General features: G+C 71.9%; 19 protein-coding genes and 1 pseudogene. 6 read left to right on the top strand and 14 right to left on the bottom strand.

Features of this window, described 5'->3' with window-relative positions:
* The first annotated feature begins 203 nt into the window (after positions 1-203).
* Together DY218_RS17450 and DY218_RS17445 are read left to right on the top strand one after the other, a co-directional pair.
* Positions 204-566: a DsrE family protein gene (locus DY218_RS17450; RefSeq protein ID WP_128556983.1), complete on the top strand. Its 363-nt coding sequence runs from the start codon at positions 204-206 to the stop codon at positions 564-566.
* A 121-nt stretch (positions 567-687) separates the two neighbouring features.
* Positions 688-1,248, top strand: coding sequence for a dihydrofolate reductase family protein (locus tag DY218_RS17445; protein WP_128556982.1), 561 nt, complete (start codon positions 688-690; stop codon positions 1,246-1,248).
* Between the two features lie 12 nt (positions 1,249-1,260).
* On the opposite strand, the gene DY218_RS17440 is transcribed toward DY218_RS17445, so the two are convergent.
* The 8 genes from DY218_RS17440 to DY218_RS17410 all read right to left on the bottom strand — a co-directional run bounded on the left by DY218_RS17440 (position 1,261) and on the right by DY218_RS17410 (position 6,664).
* A complete protein-coding gene (locus tag DY218_RS17440) occupies positions 1,261-1,521 on the bottom strand; it encodes a DUF3099 domain-containing protein (RefSeq protein ID WP_128556981.1) in 261 nt (86 codons plus the stop codon).
* 121 nt (positions 1,522-1,642) lie between these two features.
* Positions 1,643-1,933, bottom strand: coding sequence for a DUF1416 domain-containing protein (locus tag DY218_RS17435; protein ID WP_128556980.1), 291 nt, complete (start codon positions 1,931-1,933; stop codon positions 1,643-1,645).
* Positions 1,934-1,961: 28 nt separating this feature from the next.
* Entirely contained in the window at positions 1,962-2,798 is an 837-nt protein-coding gene (locus tag DY218_RS17430; RefSeq protein WP_128556979.1) for a sulfurtransferase, read from the bottom strand.
* A gap of 165 nt (positions 2,799-2,963) precedes the next feature.
* Positions 2,964-3,044, bottom strand: a complete 81-nt coding sequence (locus DY218_RS35875) for a putative leader peptide (RefSeq protein ID WP_407703646.1) — start codon at positions 3,042-3,044, stop codon at positions 2,964-2,966.
* Positions 3,045-3,292: 248 nt separating this feature from the next.
* On the bottom strand, positions 3,293-4,021 hold the full coding sequence (locus DY218_RS17425) for an LmeA family phospholipid-binding protein (RefSeq protein WP_128556978.1): 729 nt from the start codon (positions 4,019-4,021) through the stop codon (positions 3,293-3,295).
* A 116-nt stretch (positions 4,022-4,137) separates the two neighbouring features.
* Positions 4,138-5,469, bottom strand: coding sequence for a hypothetical protein (locus tag DY218_RS17420; RefSeq protein WP_128556977.1), 1,332 nt, complete (start codon positions 5,467-5,469; stop codon positions 4,138-4,140).
* Positions 5,470-5,479: 10 nt separating this feature from the next.
* On the bottom strand, positions 5,480-5,734 hold the full coding sequence (locus DY218_RS17415; RefSeq protein WP_128556976.1) for a MoaD/ThiS family protein: 255 nt from the start codon (positions 5,732-5,734) through the stop codon (positions 5,480-5,482).
* Between the two features lie 51 nt (positions 5,735-5,785).
* The gene (locus DY218_RS17410; protein ID WP_128556975.1) at positions 5,786-6,664 is read right to left on the bottom strand and encodes an alpha/beta hydrolase; all 879 of its coding nucleotides are present in this window, start codon (positions 6,662-6,664) and stop codon (positions 5,786-5,788) included.
* Positions 6,665-6,993: 329 nt separating this feature from the next.
* Here DY218_RS17410 and DY218_RS17405 point away from each other — a divergent pair, with 329 nt between their 5' ends.
* The 4 genes from DY218_RS17405 to DY218_RS17390 all read left to right on the top strand — a co-directional run bounded on the left by DY218_RS17405 (position 6,994) and on the right by DY218_RS17390 (position 11,517).
* Positions 6,994-7,794, top strand: a complete 801-nt coding sequence (locus tag DY218_RS17405) for a winged helix-turn-helix transcriptional regulator (protein WP_128556974.1) — start codon at positions 6,994-6,996, stop codon at positions 7,792-7,794.
* A gap of 183 nt (positions 7,795-7,977) precedes the next feature.
* On the top strand, positions 7,978-9,000 hold the full coding sequence (locus tag DY218_RS17400; protein WP_128556973.1) for a LacI family DNA-binding transcriptional regulator: 1,023 nt from the start codon (positions 7,978-7,980) through the stop codon (positions 8,998-9,000).
* A gap of 240 nt (positions 9,001-9,240) precedes the next feature.
* On the top strand, positions 9,241-10,218 hold the full coding sequence (locus tag DY218_RS17395; protein WP_128556972.1) for a S1C family serine protease: 978 nt from the start codon (positions 9,241-9,243) through the stop codon (positions 10,216-10,218).
* A 75-nt stretch (positions 10,219-10,293) separates the two neighbouring features.
* Complete coding sequence (locus DY218_RS17390; protein ID WP_128556971.1) at positions 10,294-11,517, top strand: FAD-dependent monooxygenase; 1,224 nt, start codon at positions 10,294-10,296, stop codon at positions 11,515-11,517.
* A 92-nt stretch (positions 11,518-11,609) separates the two neighbouring features.
* Here the strand turns inward: DY218_RS17390 and DY218_RS17385 are convergent, their stop codons facing one another.
* The 6 genes and pseudogenes from DY218_RS17385 to DY218_RS34265 all read right to left on the bottom strand — a co-directional run.
* A complete protein-coding gene (locus DY218_RS17385; RefSeq protein ID WP_128556970.1) occupies positions 11,610-12,335 on the bottom strand; it encodes an ABC transporter ATP-binding protein in 726 nt (241 codons plus the stop codon).
* A complete protein-coding gene (locus DY218_RS17380; protein ID WP_128556969.1) occupies positions 12,335-13,114 on the bottom strand; it encodes an ABC transporter ATP-binding protein in 780 nt (259 codons plus the stop codon). The genes DY218_RS17385 and DY218_RS17380 overlap by 1 nt, the downstream gene beginning before the upstream one ends.
* Positions 13,111-15,189, bottom strand: coding sequence for a branched-chain amino acid ABC transporter permease (locus DY218_RS17375; RefSeq protein ID WP_128556968.1), 2,079 nt, complete (start codon positions 15,187-15,189; stop codon positions 13,111-13,113). The genes DY218_RS17380 and DY218_RS17375 overlap by 4 nt, the downstream gene beginning before the upstream one ends.
* 5 nt (positions 15,190-15,194) lie before the next feature.
* A complete protein-coding gene (locus DY218_RS17370; protein WP_407703642.1) occupies positions 15,195-16,418 on the bottom strand; it encodes an ABC transporter substrate-binding protein in 1,224 nt (407 codons plus the stop codon).
* Between the two features lie 114 nt (positions 16,419-16,532).
* Complete coding sequence (locus tag DY218_RS17365) at positions 16,533-16,940, bottom strand: roadblock/LC7 domain-containing protein (RefSeq protein ID WP_128556967.1); 408 nt, start codon at positions 16,938-16,940, stop codon at positions 16,533-16,535.
* Positions 16,937-17,420: pseudogene (locus tag DY218_RS34265) on the bottom strand (hypothetical protein); the annotation flags it as partial. The pseudogene DY218_RS34265 and the gene DY218_RS17365, both read right to left, overlap by 4 nt.

Genomic DNA, 17,420 nt, shown 5'->3' with positions numbered 1-17,420 from the left:
CGGCCAGTCCGGTGAAGGCGAGAACGCCGACGCAGACGAGAACCAGCAGAGCTGAGAAGAATGCCTCGAGCACGGGATTGCCCTTCGATGAGCTGGGACGGCGAAACGGACCGTCTACCACCTTAGAGGGTGCCGCCGCACCGTTCTCGGCGAGGTGGGCGACGGCCGCGTTGCCCGCGGGCGGTGTTGATTACAGTGCGGGCATGGCGAAGAAGCTCGTGATCAAGGTGACTGCCGGGGCCGACGCACCCGAGCGCTGCTCGCAGGCCTTCACGGTGGCGGCCGTGGCCGCCGCCAGCGGGGTGGAGATCTCGCTGTGGCTGACCGGCGAGTCCGCCTGGTTCGCGCTGCCGGGCCGGGCGGCCGAGTTCGAACTACCGCACGCGGCGCCGCTGCCCGACCTCCTGGAGTCGATCCTGGCGGCCGGTACGGTCACGCTGTGCACGCAGTGCGCGGCCCGCCGCGACATCGGCGAGGACGACGTCCTGGACGGTGTCCGCATCGCGGGCGCGCAGGTCTTCGTCGGCGAGGTCACGGGGGACGGCGTACAGGCGCTCGTGTACTGAGCCGCCCTCGGGGCGGCGGTACCGATCAGTCCGGCCCACCGATGAGTCCGGCGCACCGATGAGTTCGGGGTCCGGGCGCGGTCGTAAGAGGTGACCCGGTACCCGTACGGGAGGCAGCGCCATGCGCACCCTCGCCATCACCCAGAACATCACCGTCGACGGCTCCGTCGAGATGCTCACCGATTGGTTCGACCCGGCGCCCCAGGACGGCGTGGACCGATCCGACGTACTGGCCGAGAGCCACCGCCAGGACCGCGAGGCCGACGCCCTGCTCCTGGGCCGGCAGACCTTCATGGACTTCCGCGGCTACTGGCCTGCACAGACCGACGACACCACCGGCATCACGGCCTATCTGAACCAGGTCCAGAAGTACGTGGTGTCCGCCACTCTGGACGACCCGGCCTGGGAGAACTCCACGGTCCTGACCGGTGACCCGGCGAAGGAGGTGGCCGCGCTCAAGGCGCAGGAGGGCAAGGACATCGTCCTCACCGGCAGCATCTCGCTGTCGCACGCGCTGATCGAGGCCGGCCTCGTCGACGAGTACCGCCTCTTCGTGTATCCGGCGGTGCAGGGCCGCGGCCGGCGGCTCTTCCCCGACGGGTACGAGATCCCGCAATTGCGGCTGCTGGACAGCAAGGCGTTCCACAGTGGGGTGACCCTGCAGCGCTACGCCCCCGCCTGATGCACTCTGCGGTCACCGCCTGCGCCGCTTCCCGTCAAGCTCGTCCCACCACTCGTCGGATTTGGGATCCCCGGAGGGATCGTCCCACCAACGGTCGTCCGGGCCACGGCGGTTGGCGACGATCGCGGCGATCGGCGGGATGACCATGGCGACCACGCACATCCCCACGGCCGCCGGCACGGACCACAGCCGCACCACGGCGCAACCGACCACGAAGAGCACCAGGCAGGTGCCCATCATCACGAAGTACACGTGCCGCCGATGGGCGTACATACCTCAAGGGTAGATCCGGAAAAAGCCGGAGGACCGTGCCCGCGTCCTGGTAAGCGTCCAACCCCCAGGGGCACGGCCCTCCGGCCGTCTCTGACCGTACGGAACGGTCGGGTGCCGTCGGTCAGACGGCGATGGCCACGTCCGCGGCCGAGCCCTGCTGCGCGACGACCGTCCGGTCGGCGGTCGCACCCGGCACAAGGGCCCGCAGCGTCCACGTACCCGGCGCCGCGAAGAACCGGAACTGACCGGTCGCGGACGTCGGCACCTCGGCGGTGAACTCGCCACCGCCGTCGAGCAGCCGCACGTAACCGGAGACGGGCTCGCCGTCACGTGTCACGGAACCCTGGATGATCGTCTCGCTCGCCACGTCGACCCCTGCCAGGTCCGGTCCGCCGGTCTTCGCTCCACACATGGTCAAGTCCTCCTGATGGTCGGGGTGTTCAGTTCGAGCCGAGCTCGATCGGGACGCCGACCAGGGAGCCGTACTCGGTCCACGAGCCGTCGTAGTTCTTCACGTTCTCCACGCCGAGCAGCTCGTGCAGGACGAACCAGGTCAGCGCGGAGCGCTCGCCGATCCTGCAGTACGCGATGGTGTCCTTGGCGAGGTCCACCTGCTCGTCGGCGTAGAGCTCCTTGAGCTGCTCGTCCGACTTGAAGGTGCCGTCGTCGTTGGCGTTCTTGGACCACGGGATGTTGCGGGCGCTCGGCACGTGGCCGGGGCGCTGCGACTGCTCCTGCGGCAGGTGCGCCGGGGCGAGCAGCTTGCCGCTGAACTCGTCGGGGGAGCGCACGTCGACCAGGTTGTCGCTGCCGATGGCGTTGACCACGTCGTCGCGGAAGGCGCGGATCGCGGTGTTCTGCGCCTTGGCCTTGTACTGGGTGGCGGGGCGCTGCGGAACCTCGCCGACCAGGTCGCGGGAGTCGAGCTCCCACTTCTTGCGGCCGCCGTCCAGGAGCTTCACGGAGTCGTGGCCGTAGAGCTTGAAGTACCAGTAGGCGTAGGACGCGAACCAGTTGTTGTTGCCGCCGTAGAGGATCACGGTGTCGTCGTTGGCGATGCCGCGCTCGGAGAGCAGCTTCTCGAAGCCCTCCTGGTCGACGAAGTCGCGGCGGACCGGGTCCTGCAGGTCGGTCTTCCAGTCGATCTTGACGGCGTTCTTGATGTGGTTCTTGTCGTACGCCGAGGTGTCCTCGTCGACCTCGACGATGACGACCTTCGGGTTGTCGAGGTTGGCCTCGACCCAGTCTGCGTCGACCAGGACGTCGCTGCGGCTCATGCTGTTTCTCCTCCGGGGCAGTTTCGGCGGGGATGGCGCCAGGCAAAGGGGCGTGCGGGTACGCGTCGGATGCCGATGCGTACTCGGCGCGAGAAGGGGGGACGGGCCGGGATGTCGCCCGGGGGCGTCACGGGCCTGGGGGATGCGGGGGTGTCGGGATCCCGCTCAGCAGGCGCGACAGAGCATGGCGGCGACGCGGCACAGGTCCACTGCCCGCCGCTTCGTGAGATCCGCCTGTCGCTTCATGGCACCGATCGTAAGGACGGATCGCCGGGGCTGTCACCGGCGTGTCGTATTCTGAGACGGGATCGTCCGCATTACGGGAATGTGTACGGCTCGGACGCCGTGGTGCGGGGCACGCGGGCGGATGAGGGGAGCCGTGCATCTACAGTCCGGACGGCCTGTCTCGCCCCTCGGACCACTGCCGTTCACGCGGACTCGGCACGGGTCCTGGCCGGTCCCGGCGGGTCCCGCCGCCCGCTACCCGCTACCCGCTACCCGGCGAGCTTGACGTCCTGCCCCTTCACCGCGATCGAGACGCCGTCCGCCTCCGCCTCGACCTTGTCCAGGTCGATCCCGGCGGGCAGCTCGTCGATCTTCTGCTCGAAGTCGGTGATCTCGCGCATCTTCTTGTCGGCTATCGGCACGGCCCCGAGCTTCGGCAGCGCATCGGCGTGCACCCGCACCGTGTTGCCGCCCTTGACGTCCGCCGTGCTGAGTACCTCGGCCGGGACCTTCTGGCCGAGCACGGTCGCCTCGACGGACACCTTGATCTTGCCGTCGCCGCCGTCGGAGAGGCCGACCACCTGGGCGGTCACCCCGGGAGCCAGCTCCACCGGCTTGACCTTCGCCGCCTTCAGGAGCTCCTCGTAGGTGATCCGCGCGGAGCCCGAGGCCTCGGCGGCGGTCGCCGAGCTGAAGTCGCTGGAGAACTCGACTCCGGTCATCCGGGCCTTCAGCTCCGCGATACGGACGGACTCGCCGTCCTGTGTGGCGTTCAGGCCGTCGATGCCGACCTCGACCTCGTCCAGTTCACCGCCGACGACCTGGGTGAGGAAGGGGAATCCGTTGATGGAGACGTCCGGCGTCTTGTCCAGGCCCTCGCTGCTGCGCAGTTGGTCCGCGGCCTTGTCCTCGGCGAAGCCGACCAGGAGCCGGTCGGCGAGCACGAACAGGCCGCCCAGGATCACGGCAATGATCAGGATTATTCGCAACGCGCGCATGCTCGGAAATTCCCCCCACCTCAGCGGTCGACGATCGCGAGCCTAAACGACGGTTCCCCCGCCACGGTGAGCGGCGGGGGAACCGTCGACCAGCTGTGACAGTCGGTTCACCCAGGTCAGCCGACCACGCGGCCCAGGAGGTACACGGCCGGAGCGGCCGCGGTGAGCGGCAGGGCGACGCCCGCGGTCATGTGTACGAAACGGGACGGATAGTCGTAGCTCGCCACCCGCAGTCCGATCAGTGCGCAGACACCGGCACCGACGCCGAGCAGCGCGCCCCCGGACCCGATGTCGGTGAGCAGCCCCACCACGAGCCCCGCGCCGGCGGCGGCGACGGCCCCCGCGAGCAGCGAGCCCGCCTCGGGCAGCGGCAGCGCCCTGGCCACCACGGCGGCGGCCACCGCGACACCGCCGACGGACACGGCGGCCGGCAGCGCGGCGAGATGGCCCGCCGCCATGATCGCGAGCGCCGCGGAGGCGACGGTCGCCATCAGACCGGCCATCCGGTCGTCGGCGTCGGCACGGCTGCGGAGCTGGAGTACGAGGGTGAGCAGGACCCAGACGCCGAGGGTGCCGAGGATCGCGGCAGGGCCGTGGTCGCGGCCTGCCGCGAGGAGTGCGGCGTCGGCGGCCAGTCCGCCCGCGAAGGCGAGGGCGATGCCCTGGCGCGCGGGCCACATGCCATTCAGCCGGAACCAGCCCGCCGCCGTGAGCGCCTGCAGCACGACCAGCGGGACGAGCAGCCCGTACGTGCCGATCGCGGCGCCACCGGCCAGGAGCGCGCCGAGGCCCGCGGTGAGCAGGGCGGGCTGCATGCCGGGCGCTATCACCGGCGACCGTCCTTCGGCGCGGGCGCGCTGGGCGTCGGTGATCCGCGCGTTGCCGGTGGTGGTGGCGGGGCCGTAGGCGGGAGCGGGCTCCGCGGGTGCGGGCTCCGCGGGTGCGGAGGGCTCGGGGGACGGCGCGTGGTGCGCACTCCCGGGGGCTCCGTACTGCTCGGGCGGGCCGTCGAAGCTCTGCTGCGGCAGGTACGCGGTCTCGGTGGTGCTGGGCACCGACTGCACCGAGTGCACCTGGGTGTCCCAGGTCTGCCCGTGCCAGGTCTGGGTGAACTGCTGCGGGTCCTCGGGGACGTGCGAGCCCTGCGGCCACTGGTGGGGGTGGGGCTGGGGCTGGGGCTGGGGTTGGGGTTGGGGTTGCTGCCCGTACGGGTCCTGCCCATACGGCTCGGGCGCGGGCTGCCCGTAGGAACCCGATCCGTAGGAACCCGACTCATAGGAACCCGATCCATAGGACCCGTGAGGATCCCCGTACGGATACGGCTGATTCGGATACGGCTGATTCGGGTCGTAGGGCTGCTGCTGGTACGGATCGCTCGAACGGTACGGATCGCTCGAGCGGTACGGATCGTCCGGGTCGTACGGCTGCTGGTGCGGATCGTTGCTCATCGCTGTGCGGTCACCCTCCTGCGAACGGCGGGAGCACCTCGACCGTGCCGCCCTCGGCCAGCCGTACGGTCTCATGCCCGCGGGTCCCCACGGGGTCACCGTCGACGAGGAAGGAGCAGCGCTCGAGGACGCGCACCAGCTCACCGGGGTGCCGCTCACGCGCCGCGTCCAGCGCCTCGGCGAGGCTCGCCGCCTCGTAGCGCTCCTCGGCCACGCCCGCGGCGGACTTGGCCGCCGCCCAGTAGCGGATCGTGCCCGCTGCCATCTGCGGCTCCCTTCCTCGACTCCGCTGCCTCAGGTTAGCCGGGACCGCACGTCACCCGGCCCGGCGTCCGCTCACCGCCCAGTCGGCGATCCGTGCAAGCAGGCCGTCGTCCGCCGCGTGCTCCGCGTGGCCCATGCCCTGCTCCAGCCACAGCTCCGTGTCCTCGCCACCGGCGGCGGCCAGCATCCGCGGGTGGTCGAGCGGGAAGTACGGATCGCGGTCGCCGTGCACGATCAGGAGCGGCGTCGGCGCGATCAGCGGCACCGCCTCCACCGGCGAGAGCGGCACCGGGTCCCAGTCCCGGTGGTGGATCCGGGTCCGCATCACATGCCGCCCCACCGCCCGTCCCACCGGCCGCGTGACCAGCCAGTGCAGCCGGCGCATCGGCGCCGTGCCCCGGTAGTACCAGCGGGCGGGGGCGCTCACCGCCACCACGGCATCCGCCCACGCCTCCGTGCGCCCCTGTTCGCCGGTGCGCCCCTCGTGCACCCCATCGGGTCCGGGCCGGTGCAGGGCGCCGTGCCGCAGCACCACCGAACCGCCCATCGAGAACCCGACGGTGACCACGCGCGCGTGGCCGAGGCTGCGCGCCCACGCCACCGCCGCGGCCAGATCGAGCACCTCACGGTCCCCCACGGTCGAGTGCCCCGAGGACCGTCCGTGCCCGCGGAAGGAGAAGGTGATCACGGCCGCACGCTGGGCGAACGCCTCAGCGGCCCGGCGCACATGAGGCCGCTCCAGGTCTCCGGTGAACCCGTGCGCGAGCACGACCACGGGCCCGTCCGTGCCCTGCGTCCCCGGCTCGTACGAGGCGTCGATCCGCACCCCGTCCGCCGTACACAGCGTGGTGCGGCGGGCACCTGTGGTGACCACCTGCGTGATCGGCTGCACAGAAGAACCCGGCTCGCGGCCTGCCGCACGGAAAGTCATGTGGGCTATTCTCCTCGGTGAAGGATCCGGGCGACGCAGCCCCCGGGTCCTTTTGTGCTTTCCGGCAGGGTTCGTATACGAGCGGTCGCGGCCCGTTCGTATACCGCGAGGTTCGTGTGCGAGCCCGGGTGGCAGGCGCAGAGGGTGTCCCCCGGACACCCGCGGACCCCCGGGGCGCGGGGATCCGCACCGTACGAAGCAGTGCCGCAGACTCCCGCGATCCGCCGCACGGACGCGGGAGGTGCCCCACGCAGGGACCGAGGAGGAACCGACGTCATGGGCGAGCGAAACACGAAGAAGCACAGGCCGACCCGGGCAGGTGGGCGGCGATGAGTTCTCTGCTGCTCCTCACCAACGCCCTCCAGCCGTCGACGGAGGTGCTGCCCGCGCTCGGCCTTCTGCTCCACAACGTCCGGGTGGCACCGGCCGAGGGCCCCGCCCTCGTCGACACCCCCGGCGCAGACGTCATCCTCATCGACGGCCGCCGCGACCTGCCGCAGGTCCGCAGCCTCTGTCAGCTGCTCCGCTCCACCGGGCCCGGCTGCCCGCTGGTCCTGGTGGTCACGGAGGGCGGCCTGGCCGCCGTCACCGCCGACTGGGGCATCGACGACGTCCTGCTCGACACCGCGGGTCCCGCCGAGGTCGAGGCCCGTCTCCGGCTCGCGATGGGCCGCAAGGAGATCACCGGCGACGACTCCCCCATGGAGATCCGCAACGGCGATCTGTCGGTGGACGAGGCGACCTACAGCGCGAAGCTCAAGGGCCGGGTCCTGGACCTGACCTTCAAGGAGTTCGAGCTCCTGAAGTACCTGGCGCAGCACCCCGGCCGGGTCTTCACGCGCGCGCAGCTCCTGCAGGAGGTCTGGGGGTACGACTACTTCGGCGGTACGCGCACGGTCGATGTGCACGTACGACGGCTGCGCGCCAAGCTCGGGCCCGAGCACGAGGCGCTGATCGGCACGGTGCGCAACGTCGGCTACCGCTTCGTGATGCCCGAGAAGTCCGAGCGGCCCTCGGAGGCGAAGGCCAAGGCGGAGCGCTCGGAGGCGGAGCGCGAGCGGGCCCGCGCGACGGAGGGCGCCGAGGGCACGGCGGGCGCGGACACGCGATCGGGAGCCACGCGCGCGTAGCCGTGGTGCCGGGCGGTCCGGTACCGGCGGTACTGCACCGGCCGGTACCGGTTCGTCCCGCCGTGGTGGTCGCGGCGGGACGGCCGCGTCGCCCGGCGCCGCACATAACACTTCGGCCACCCGGGCCGAAGAACGTCTCGTAGGGCCTGCTCAGGGGGCGCTCTGCACGCGTAGACTTCGCGCGTGGCCAAGGTGACGCGGGACGATGTGGCGCGGCTGGCGGGTACTTCGACCGCGGTCGTCAGCTACGTCATCAACAACGGACCCCGGCCGGTCGCCCCGGCCACGCGCGAGCGGGTACTCGCCGCGATCAAGGAGCTCGGGTACCGGCCCGACCGGGTCGCGCAGGCGATGGCCTCGCGGCGTACCGATCTGATCGGCATGATCGTGCCGGACGCCCGGCAGCCGTTCTTCGCGGAGATGGCGCACGCGGTCGAACAGGCTGCGGCCGAGCGCGGCAAGATGGTCCTGGTCGGGAACTCGGACTATCTGGACGAGCGCGAGGTGCACTATCTGCGGGCCTTCCTCGGGATGCGGGTCTCCGGCCTGATCCTGGTCAGCCAGGGGCCGAGCGAGCACGCTGCCGCGGAGATAGACGCGTGGGACGCCCGCGTCGTACTGCTGCACCGGCGGCCCGACGCCATCGAGGACGTCGCGGTCGTCACGGACGACATCGGCGGCTCCCAGCTCGCCACCCGGCATCTCCTCGAGCACGGTCACGAGTACGTGGCCTGCCTGGGCGGCGTCGAGTCCACGCCGACCTCCGGTGACCCCGTGCACGACCATGTCGAGGGCTGGCGGCGCGCGATGAGCGAGTCGGGGCGGCCGACGGAGGGGCGGGTCTTCTCCGCGCCGTACAACCGCTACGACGCGTACCAGGTCGCCCTGGGGCTGCTGTCCGGGCCCGACCGGCCGCCGGCGATCGTCTGCGCGACGGACGACCAGGCGATCGGGGTGCTGCGGGCCGCGCGGGAGCTGCGGATCGATGTGCCGGGCGAGCTGGCCGTCGCGGGCTTCGACGATGTGAAGGAGGCGGCGCTCACGGATCCGCCGCTGACGACGGTGTCGTCGGATCGGCCGGCGATGGCTCGGGCGGCGGTCGACCTCGTCCTTGACGACGGGCTGCGGGTCGTCGGGTCCCGACGAGAGCGGTTGCGGCTGTTTCCGTCCCGGCTGGTTCTGCGTCAATCCTGCGGATGCGCTTAGCGTTCCGTCTCCAGCCCCGGCGCTGGGGCGCCTTGTCCTCAATCGCCGGACGGGCTTGATTTTCGCCCTGGCGGGCTCGTCCTCAAACGCCGGACCGGCTGAAGGATGTCCTCAAACGCCGGACGGGCTGAGAGATGACGGGCTGAGAGATGACGGGCTGAAGGGCGCCCGGGGCAAAGATTGCGACGGTTTTCAGGGGCCGCTCAGGCCCCTCTCATCCAGCGTGGCAACGCTGTACGTATGACCGACACCTTCCGCCAGTACGGCGACCCGCAGCCCCAGCCGATGGCCTACCCGCCCCCGCCGAGCGAACCCCCGGCCGCCCCGCGCCGGCGGGCCAAGCGGCCCGTCGCGCTGCTCGCCACCGTCGCCCTGGTCGCGGCAGCGGTCGGTGGCGGTACGGCGTACGCGGCACAGGAGTTGTTCGGCGGCCAGGAGACCGGCGCGTCGGCCGGCGTGAGCGGGACGAACGCCTCCGCGGCCGGCACCGGCACCGTGCGCGGCGTGGCCAATGCCGTCAGCCCGAGCATCGTGGAGATCAGCGCCACCTCGTCCGCCGGCCAGTCCACCGGATCCGGCGTCATCATCAGCAAGGACGGCGAGATCATCACCAACAACCACGTGGTGTCCGGCGCCTCCACGGTCAAGGTGACCACCGACGACGGCAAGAGCCACACCGCCGAGGTGCTCGGCACCGACGCCTCCAAGGACCTGGCCCTGATCAAGCTGAAGAACGCCTCGGGCCTGCAGGCCGCCTCGCTCGGCGACTCGAGCAAGGTCGGTGTCGGCGACGAGGTCGTCGCGATCGGCTCGCCCGAGGGCCTGACCGGCACCGTCACCAGCGGCATCGTCTCCGCACTCGACCGCGACGTGACGGTCTCCACGGACGGCGACCAGGATCAGCAGCAGGGTCAGGGGCAGGACGGCGGGCAGGGCGGGCAGGGCCGCGGTGACTGGCCGTTCGAGTTCGACGGGCGGCAGTTCAACGGCGACACCGGCTCGTCGAAGACCACGTACAAGGCCATCCAGACGGACGCCTCGCTCAACCCGGGCAACTCCGGCGGCGCCCTGATCAATATGAACGGCGAGATCATCGGCATCAACTCCGCGATGTACTCCCCCAGTTCGGCCACCGGCTCCACCGCGGGCAGCGTCGGCCTCGGCTTCGCCATCCCGGTCGACACGGTCAAGTCCGTCCTCGACGACCTCCGTGGCTGACCGTTCGAACACCTCTGGAACAATGTGCCCCGACAGCGGAAAAGAGTTCAACTGCGGGCCGGAGGAGCGGAGTTCATGCAGGGAGGCAATGTCGCCGTAGTGGGCGGCAGCATCGCGGGATGCGCAGTGGCCCTCGCGGCCTTACGCGGAGGCGCCGACAAGGTGAGCGTCCTGGAGCGGACCACGGGTGAACTGCGGTCGCGCGGCGTGGGGATCGCCATGCAGAGCGACCGCTACACGGAGCTGGAGGCCGCCGGGTACGTCCACGCGGACATGCCGTGGACGCGGATGAGCCGGCGCGACTGGGTGGTGGCCGACGGCGAGTCCGAGCGCGGCCGGACCATCGCGGAACAGCGGCCCTTCGACTTCCGCGGCTACGGCTGGGGCTCGCTCTGGAGCGAACTGCGGCGCCGGGTACCGGAAGAGGTCGACTACCGCTCGGGCGCGGTCGTCACCTCGGTGGAGCCGGCCGACGACGGCGTCGTACTCGGCCTGGCGGACGGCCGGCGCGAACGATTCGACGCCGTGATCGGCGCGGACGGCTACCGCTCCCTGGTGCGGGACACGATGTTCCCCGACCTCAGCCCCACGTACGCGGGTTATCTCGGCTGGCGCGGCACCTCGCCCGGCGCGCTGATGGAGGCGGCCGCACCGGCGGAGTTCAGCGAGGCCGGCACGGTGGTGGGGTTCCCCGGCGGCCACTGCATGATCTACACGATCCCCGACGGCTCGGGCGGGCACCGGACGAACTGGGTGCTCTACACCGTGCCGCCCGACGACGCCCCGGACGGCCCCCGGAGCGGTCCGCCCGCCGAGCTCACGCCCGAACTCACCGAGTCGCTGCGGTCGTTGGTGGCCAAGCACTTTCCGCCGTACTGGGCGGAGGCCGTCCTGAGCACGCCGCCGGACGAGACGCTGATGCAACCCATCTACGACCTCGAGGTGCCGCACTACGCCACGGGCCGGCTGCTGCTCGCCGGTGACGCGGCGACGGTGGTACGTCCGCATGTCGGCGGGGGCGCGGTGAAGGCCCTGCAGGACGCGCTGGTGTTGGAGGGTGCGTGGCGGGCGGCAGACAGCTGGGAGGAGATCGCGGACGCGTACGAGCGGGACCGGACGGCGGTCGGCTCGGCGATGGTCGGCCTCGGGCGGCGCTTCGGGCGGGCGCAGGTCGAGCGGACGCCGGACTGGGCTGCGATGGGCCAGCCCGAGTTCGAGTCCTGGTGGCGCGAGCAGACTCAGAGTCCTGAGGGGGACAGCGGGTTTGGTGGGCACGCGTTGCGGCGTTCCGCCGGTTGATCGGGGTTTTCAGCCTCGGCGCTGGGGCGCCTTGCTTTCGAAGATGTCCTCAATCTCCCCCGGACTTCGTCCGGGGGACCCCCAGACGGGCTCTATGTGCCCGTCCGGCTGAGGGACAGGGCCTCGTGGAGGGGTGCGGGGTCCTCGCGGGCCGAAGAGCCGCTGAGCCGGGTCGTGATGCGGCCCGAGGTGAGGACGGAGATCTCGTCCGCACAGCTCGCGGCCAGCGAAGGGCTCGGGGAGACCAGAAGCACGGCGATCCCGTCGCCGGCGAGCGCGCCGATCAATTCGTGGATCTGACGTACCAGTACGGGTGCAAGGCCCTCCGTCGGCTCGTCGAGCAGCAGCACCCGCGGCGTGCTGAGCAGCGCACGCGCCAGCGCCAGCATCTGCTGTTCGCCCCCGGACAGATCCGCACCGCGGTGGCCGCGCCGCTCCGCGAGCCGGGGCAGCAGCTCCAGGACCCGTGCCGGGGTCCACGACGGCACACTGCCCGCCCCGCCGGACGGCGCCCGGTACGAGAGCCGCAGATGTTCCTCCACGGTGAGCCCCGCGAACACCCGCCGCCCCTGCGGCACAAGACCGACCCCCGCCCGCGCGATCCGGTGCGCGGCCCGCCCCGCGACCTCGGTGCCGTCGAGGCGTACGGAGCCGGCCGTGGGCCGCAGCAGTCCGGCGACGGAGTGCACCAGGGTGCTCTTGCCGGCGCCGTTGTGGCCGACGACCGCGTGCACGGTGCCGGGCGGCACGGTGAGGTCGACGCCGTGCAGGACGGTGCCGCCGTGGTATCCGGCGGTCAGGCCTTCGAGTTCGAGCATCAGTCGGACACCCCCAGGTAGGCCTCGCGTACGGCGGGGTGGTCGAGGGCAGTGCGTACCGGCCCTGTGACCAGGGTCCGGCCCTCCACCAGGACGGTCACCTCGTCGGCGACCCGCGCGACGACCTCGGTGTGGTGCTCGACCAGGAGCAGTGCGACCGTGGCGTCGACGCCGTCGAGCACGTCGAGGAGCCGCACGATGTCCCGGTCGGTCAGACCCGCGGCGGGTTCGTCGAGCAGCAGGACGCGGGGGCGTGCGGCGAGCGCGGCGGCGATGTCGAGGAGCCTGCGCCGGCCGTGGGACAGCCGGGCGGCCGGCTCATGGGCGACGTCCGCGAGGCCGACCTCGGCCAGTTGCTCGTGTGCGACGGCGGTACGGTGGCGGGCTCGGCCTCCTCCCAGCAGGGGGAGCCGCTCCTGGTGGCGCCAGCCCGCAAGGACGAGGTTGTCCAGGACGGTCAACTCGGGGATCACAGAAGGCTGTTGGAAGCTGCGGGCGATTCCGCGGCGGGCGCGGCGGGCGGGCGCGGTGCGGGTGAGGTCGCGGCCGTCGAGGACGACGCTGCCGCCGTCGGGGCGTTCGGTGCCGGCGATCAGGTTGAGCAGGGTGGTCTTGCCGGCGCCGTTGGGGCCGATGACGGCGTGCCGTGCGCCGGCGCCGAGGGTGAGGCCGACGTCGTCGAGCGCGGTGAGGCTGCCGTAGCGGCGGGTGAGGCCGGTGAGCGCGAGCACGGGGTCCGCGGGCGCGCGGTCCGCGGGCGCGGACGGAGTGGGGGTCATGAAGTGGCCTCGATCGTCCGGTCCTTCGCGTCGTCCTGCTCCTCGGTCGCGGCGCCGCCCGTCTTCTCTGTCGCGCCTGCGCCCGCCGTGCGCTGCGCCGGAGGCCGGCCGTACGGAGTGTCGCCCGACGGACCGTCCGCGGCGCCCGGCGCACGCGGCAGCCGCAGTCCCGCGAGGCCGCGCGGCAGGAGATACACGGCGAGTACGAACAGGATGCCGAGCAGCAACTGGCCGTGACCGGGCCAGATGCCGGCCAGCCAGTCCCGGGTGACGACGATGAGGCCGACGCCGAACAGCGTGCCCACCACCGAGGTGGCCCCGCCGATGACCACCGCGAGCAGCGCGAGCGCGGCGATCTCGAAGCCCGCGTCGGCCGGCGAGACGTACTCCTGCACGGTGACGAGCAGCGCGCCGCCGATGCCCGCGAGGGCGCCCGCACCGACGTACGCGACCATCAGATACCGGGCCACCGGGTGGCCGGAGGCGCGCATCCGCTCCTCCGCGCCCCGGGTGCCGGTGAGCAGTCTCCCGGCGGACGAGCGCAGGAACAGCCAGGTCGCGGCGACGGCGAGGGCGGCGACGGTCAACACGTAGACGTAGGCGCTGCGTTCGTCGGCCAGCGGCTCGCTGCCCCAGAAGGGCTCGGTCGACGGGAAGCCGTAGAGGCCGTCGGTGCCGCCGGTGAGGGATTTGGCCTGGCCGATGACGGTGCTGGTGAGTTCACCGACGGCGAGCGTGATCATCAGCACCGTGGTGCCCCGGGCCCGGATCACCGCGGGCCCGGTGACCAGCGCGAAGACGGCCGCCGCGAGTGCCGCGAGCAGCACCTGGAGCGGCCCGACGGTGATGCCCTCGTCGGCGAGCAGCGCCGTGGTGTAGGCACCGACGGCGAACGGCGCGGTCTGGCCGAGGGTCGGCAGCCCGGCATAGCCGGTCAGCACGGTGACGCTCACCGCGACCAGGCCGAGCGCGAGCCCGTACCCGACGAGCGAGACGCTGTACGCGTCGAGCAGCGACGGCACGGCGGCGAGCAGCCCGACCAGCACCGCGTACGGCAGGATCCGCCGCACCGCACGGACCTGCGCCCCGCGCCGCCCCGCGACCGGCCGCAGCACCGCACCGGCCCGTGCGACGCCCGCACCGATCCGGTCGCGCACCCGGCGCAGCGACACCGACCGGTCACCGCCCCCGAGTTCCGGTCCGGCGCCGCCCTCCGCGGCCATCGCCCCGCCCCGGCGCAGTACGAGCACCGCGGCCATCGACGCGAAGAGCAGATAGGGCGCCAAGTCCGGTGCCACCGACACCCCGAGGGTCTGCACCTGTCCGACGCCGATCGCCGCGAGCAGCACGCCCCACAGCGAACGGAGCCCGCCGAGCACCACGATGACCAGGGACAGCATCAGGACGGTGTCGGGGGCGTCGGGTCCCGGCCCGATGATCGGCGCACCGAGCACACCGGCCGCTCCCGCGAGCGCACCGGCCGCGGCGAGCACGCCGGTGTGCACGGCCCGCGGGTTGATGCCGGTCGCCGCGAGCATCTGCGGGTCGTCGGCGGAGGCGCGGACCGCGGCGCCCGCCCGGGTGCGGGTCAGCACCCAGGTGCCGGCGAGCGCGAGGGCCACGGCCATGCCGATGAAGGTGAGGCGGTACGCGGGATAGCGGTGTCCGAGCACCGAGACCGAGGCGTCGAGCGCACCGGGCACGTGCACCGGCAGTTCGTCGGCCCCGAAGATCTCCACCAGGAGGTCGCCCACCACCAGCGCGAGCCCGAAGGTCAGCAGCGCCTGTGCGAGATGCCCGCGTCCGGCCAGCGGTGCGGTGGCCGCGGCGAGCAGTACGCCCGCGGCGCAGGCCGCGGCGGTGCCCACGACCAGGCCGAGCAGCAGCCCGCCCCAGGTGCCGTCGCTCAACTCGGCGCCCAGATAGGCCCCGATGGCGTAGAGCGCACCGTGCGACAGATTGAGCACCCCGGCCGTGCCGAAGGCGAGGCTGAGGCCCGCGGCGACGACGAAGAGCAGCAGCCCGTAGGCCACGCCGTCGATCGCGGGCACCAGATGGGCGTCGAGGACCGGCAAGGGTGTCAGCCTCCGAGCGTGGCCAGGTCCTGGACCATGACGTTGGTGAGCTTCTTGCCGTCGGGCCGGACCTGGCGCAGGTACCACTTCTGCACCGGCGCGTGGTCCTTGGTGAACTCCCAGGTGCCGCGCGGGCTTTCGATCTGGCCGAGGCCGTCGATGGCCTTGTTGATGTTGTCCGGGGTGATGTCCTTGCCGTCCTTGTCGAGGCTCGTGATCGCCTTGTCGAGGACGGCGGCGGCGTCGTAGCCGGACATCGAGTACGTGGTGGGCTGGCTGTCGTGCTTGGCCGTCCAGTCGGCGGTGAACTTCCGGTTGGCCTCGTTGTCCAGGTCGGCCGCGTAGTTCATCACCGAGTAGATGTCCTTGGCCGCCTTGCCCTGGGCGTCGAGGACGCTGCCCTCGGTGAGGAACGCGGAGTACAGCGGCAGGTGCGAGACGTCGGACTGGGCGTACTGCTTGGCGAAGTCGATCGCCGCCTTGCCGGCGTAGAAGCAGTAGACCGCCTTGGCGTCGGTCTTGGCGATCTTCGAGAAGTACGGCAGGAAGTTGGTGGTCTTGGGGAACGGCGTCCAGGTGGTCTTGCCGTCCGGGTTGGCGAGCTTGCCGCCCTCCTTCTTGAACGTCTCGGTGAAGCCGCGGAGTTCGTCGTATCCGCCCTGGTAGTCCGGACCGATCGCGTAGACCGGGCCGTCGACCTGCTTCTTGACGTACGGGGCGATGGCGGCGCCCGGCTCGTCGGAGAGGAACGAGGTGTGCCAGAGGCCGTCGAGGTCCTTGACCTCGGGGCGGCCGCCGGTGGAGACCAGCGGGACCTTGGCCTTCTTCACCAGCGGCAGGACGGCGTTGTACGAGCCGTTGGCGACGATGCCGGTGAGCACGTCGACCTTGTCCTTCTTGAGCAGCTTGGTGGCGGCCGGTACGGCGGTGGGCGGGCCGTCGCCCTCGTCGCCGACGGTCAGCTTGACCTTCTTGCCGCCGAGCTTGTTGCCGTGCGTGTCCAGGTAGAGCTCGAAGCCCTTGCGCATGTCGGTGCCGACGGGCTTGTAGGTGCCCGACAGGGAGGCGAGGAAGCCGATGCTGACGGTGTCGTCGCCACCGCTTCCCGCGCCCCCTCCGCCGCCGCAGGCACTGACCCCGACCAGGGCGAGCGTCAGTGCGGTGGCGCCGACGGCCCGGTGTCTTCCGGGCAGGGCGGCCGGCCGTATGCGTGCGGTACTGACTGTCACGAAGTGCTCCAACTCGAGGGCTAGAAGGGGGACTTGTCCGGGATGACGGGGGCCGGGCGCGGGGGCTGCGCCGGGCGCGAGGACCGCGGCGCGGTCACGAGGTCGGCGTCGCTGTCACGAGGTCGGCGTCGCGTCGCGGGCCTCGGGGGTGAGCGCGTCGCCGACCTGGTTGATCAGCTCGGACATCATGTAGCTGACCTCGCCGATGTCCGCGTCCCTGGTGGTGGCGACGAGCAGCGAGGCGCCGCTGGAGACCGCCATGGAGAACAGATAGCCGCCCTCCATCGCGGTCAGGCTGTGCTCGACGGGGTCGCTGCCGAGCTGCTGGGCCGCGCCGGAGAGCAGATTGACCACGCCCGACGCGATGGCCGCGAGCCGGTCGGCGTCGTCGCGCTCCAGACCGGCGTAGGCGAGCGCGAGCCCGTCCACGGAGATGGCGATCACCTGGGTGACTTCCGGGGTGCGGCGAGCGAAGTCGCTCAGCAGCCAGCTCAGTGAACTGGCCGTCGGTGGGGTGGTCATGACGTGCTCCGTTGTGTCGTGTCGTCGGCCGGTGCGATCCTTGGGGTGCGCCCCTTGGCGGCCGTGGCGTCGGGGCCGCGGTTGTCGGCGCTCCTGCTGATCCCCTGGGCGTAGGCGGCCAGTACGTCGGACACCTGGCGCGAGTCGCGGCGGGTGGGCGCCTTCTTCGCGGGGGCTGCGGGGCGTCGGGGCTCGGGCCGGCCCGGGGTGGTTCCTTCGGCCGGGTTGCGGCGCTTGCGTACCGGAAGCCCAGCGGCGCTGACCCCTGCGACCTGCGGCTTCGCCGGGATGCGCCGGTCGGGGGCGGGTGGGGGTGCGGTCGTCACCAGGGTGCGGTCCGCCTCGTCGTGGTCCCGGGAGTGCTCGGCCGGGGCCCGGTCGTCCGGGGCGGGCTCGTCGTCGGGCCGTGCGCGCCCGGGCGCAGGCCTGCCCGGCGCGTAGCTGCTCAGCGGCTGCAGTGCGGCGCCGAGGCGCGCACCC

The organism is Streptomyces triticagri (assembly GCF_003429565.1).
GTDB classification, from domain to species: Bacteria; Actinomycetota; Actinomycetes; order Streptomycetales; family Streptomycetaceae; genus Streptomyces; species Streptomyces triticagri.
This window is presented reverse-complemented; position numbering and strand designations above follow the sequence as displayed.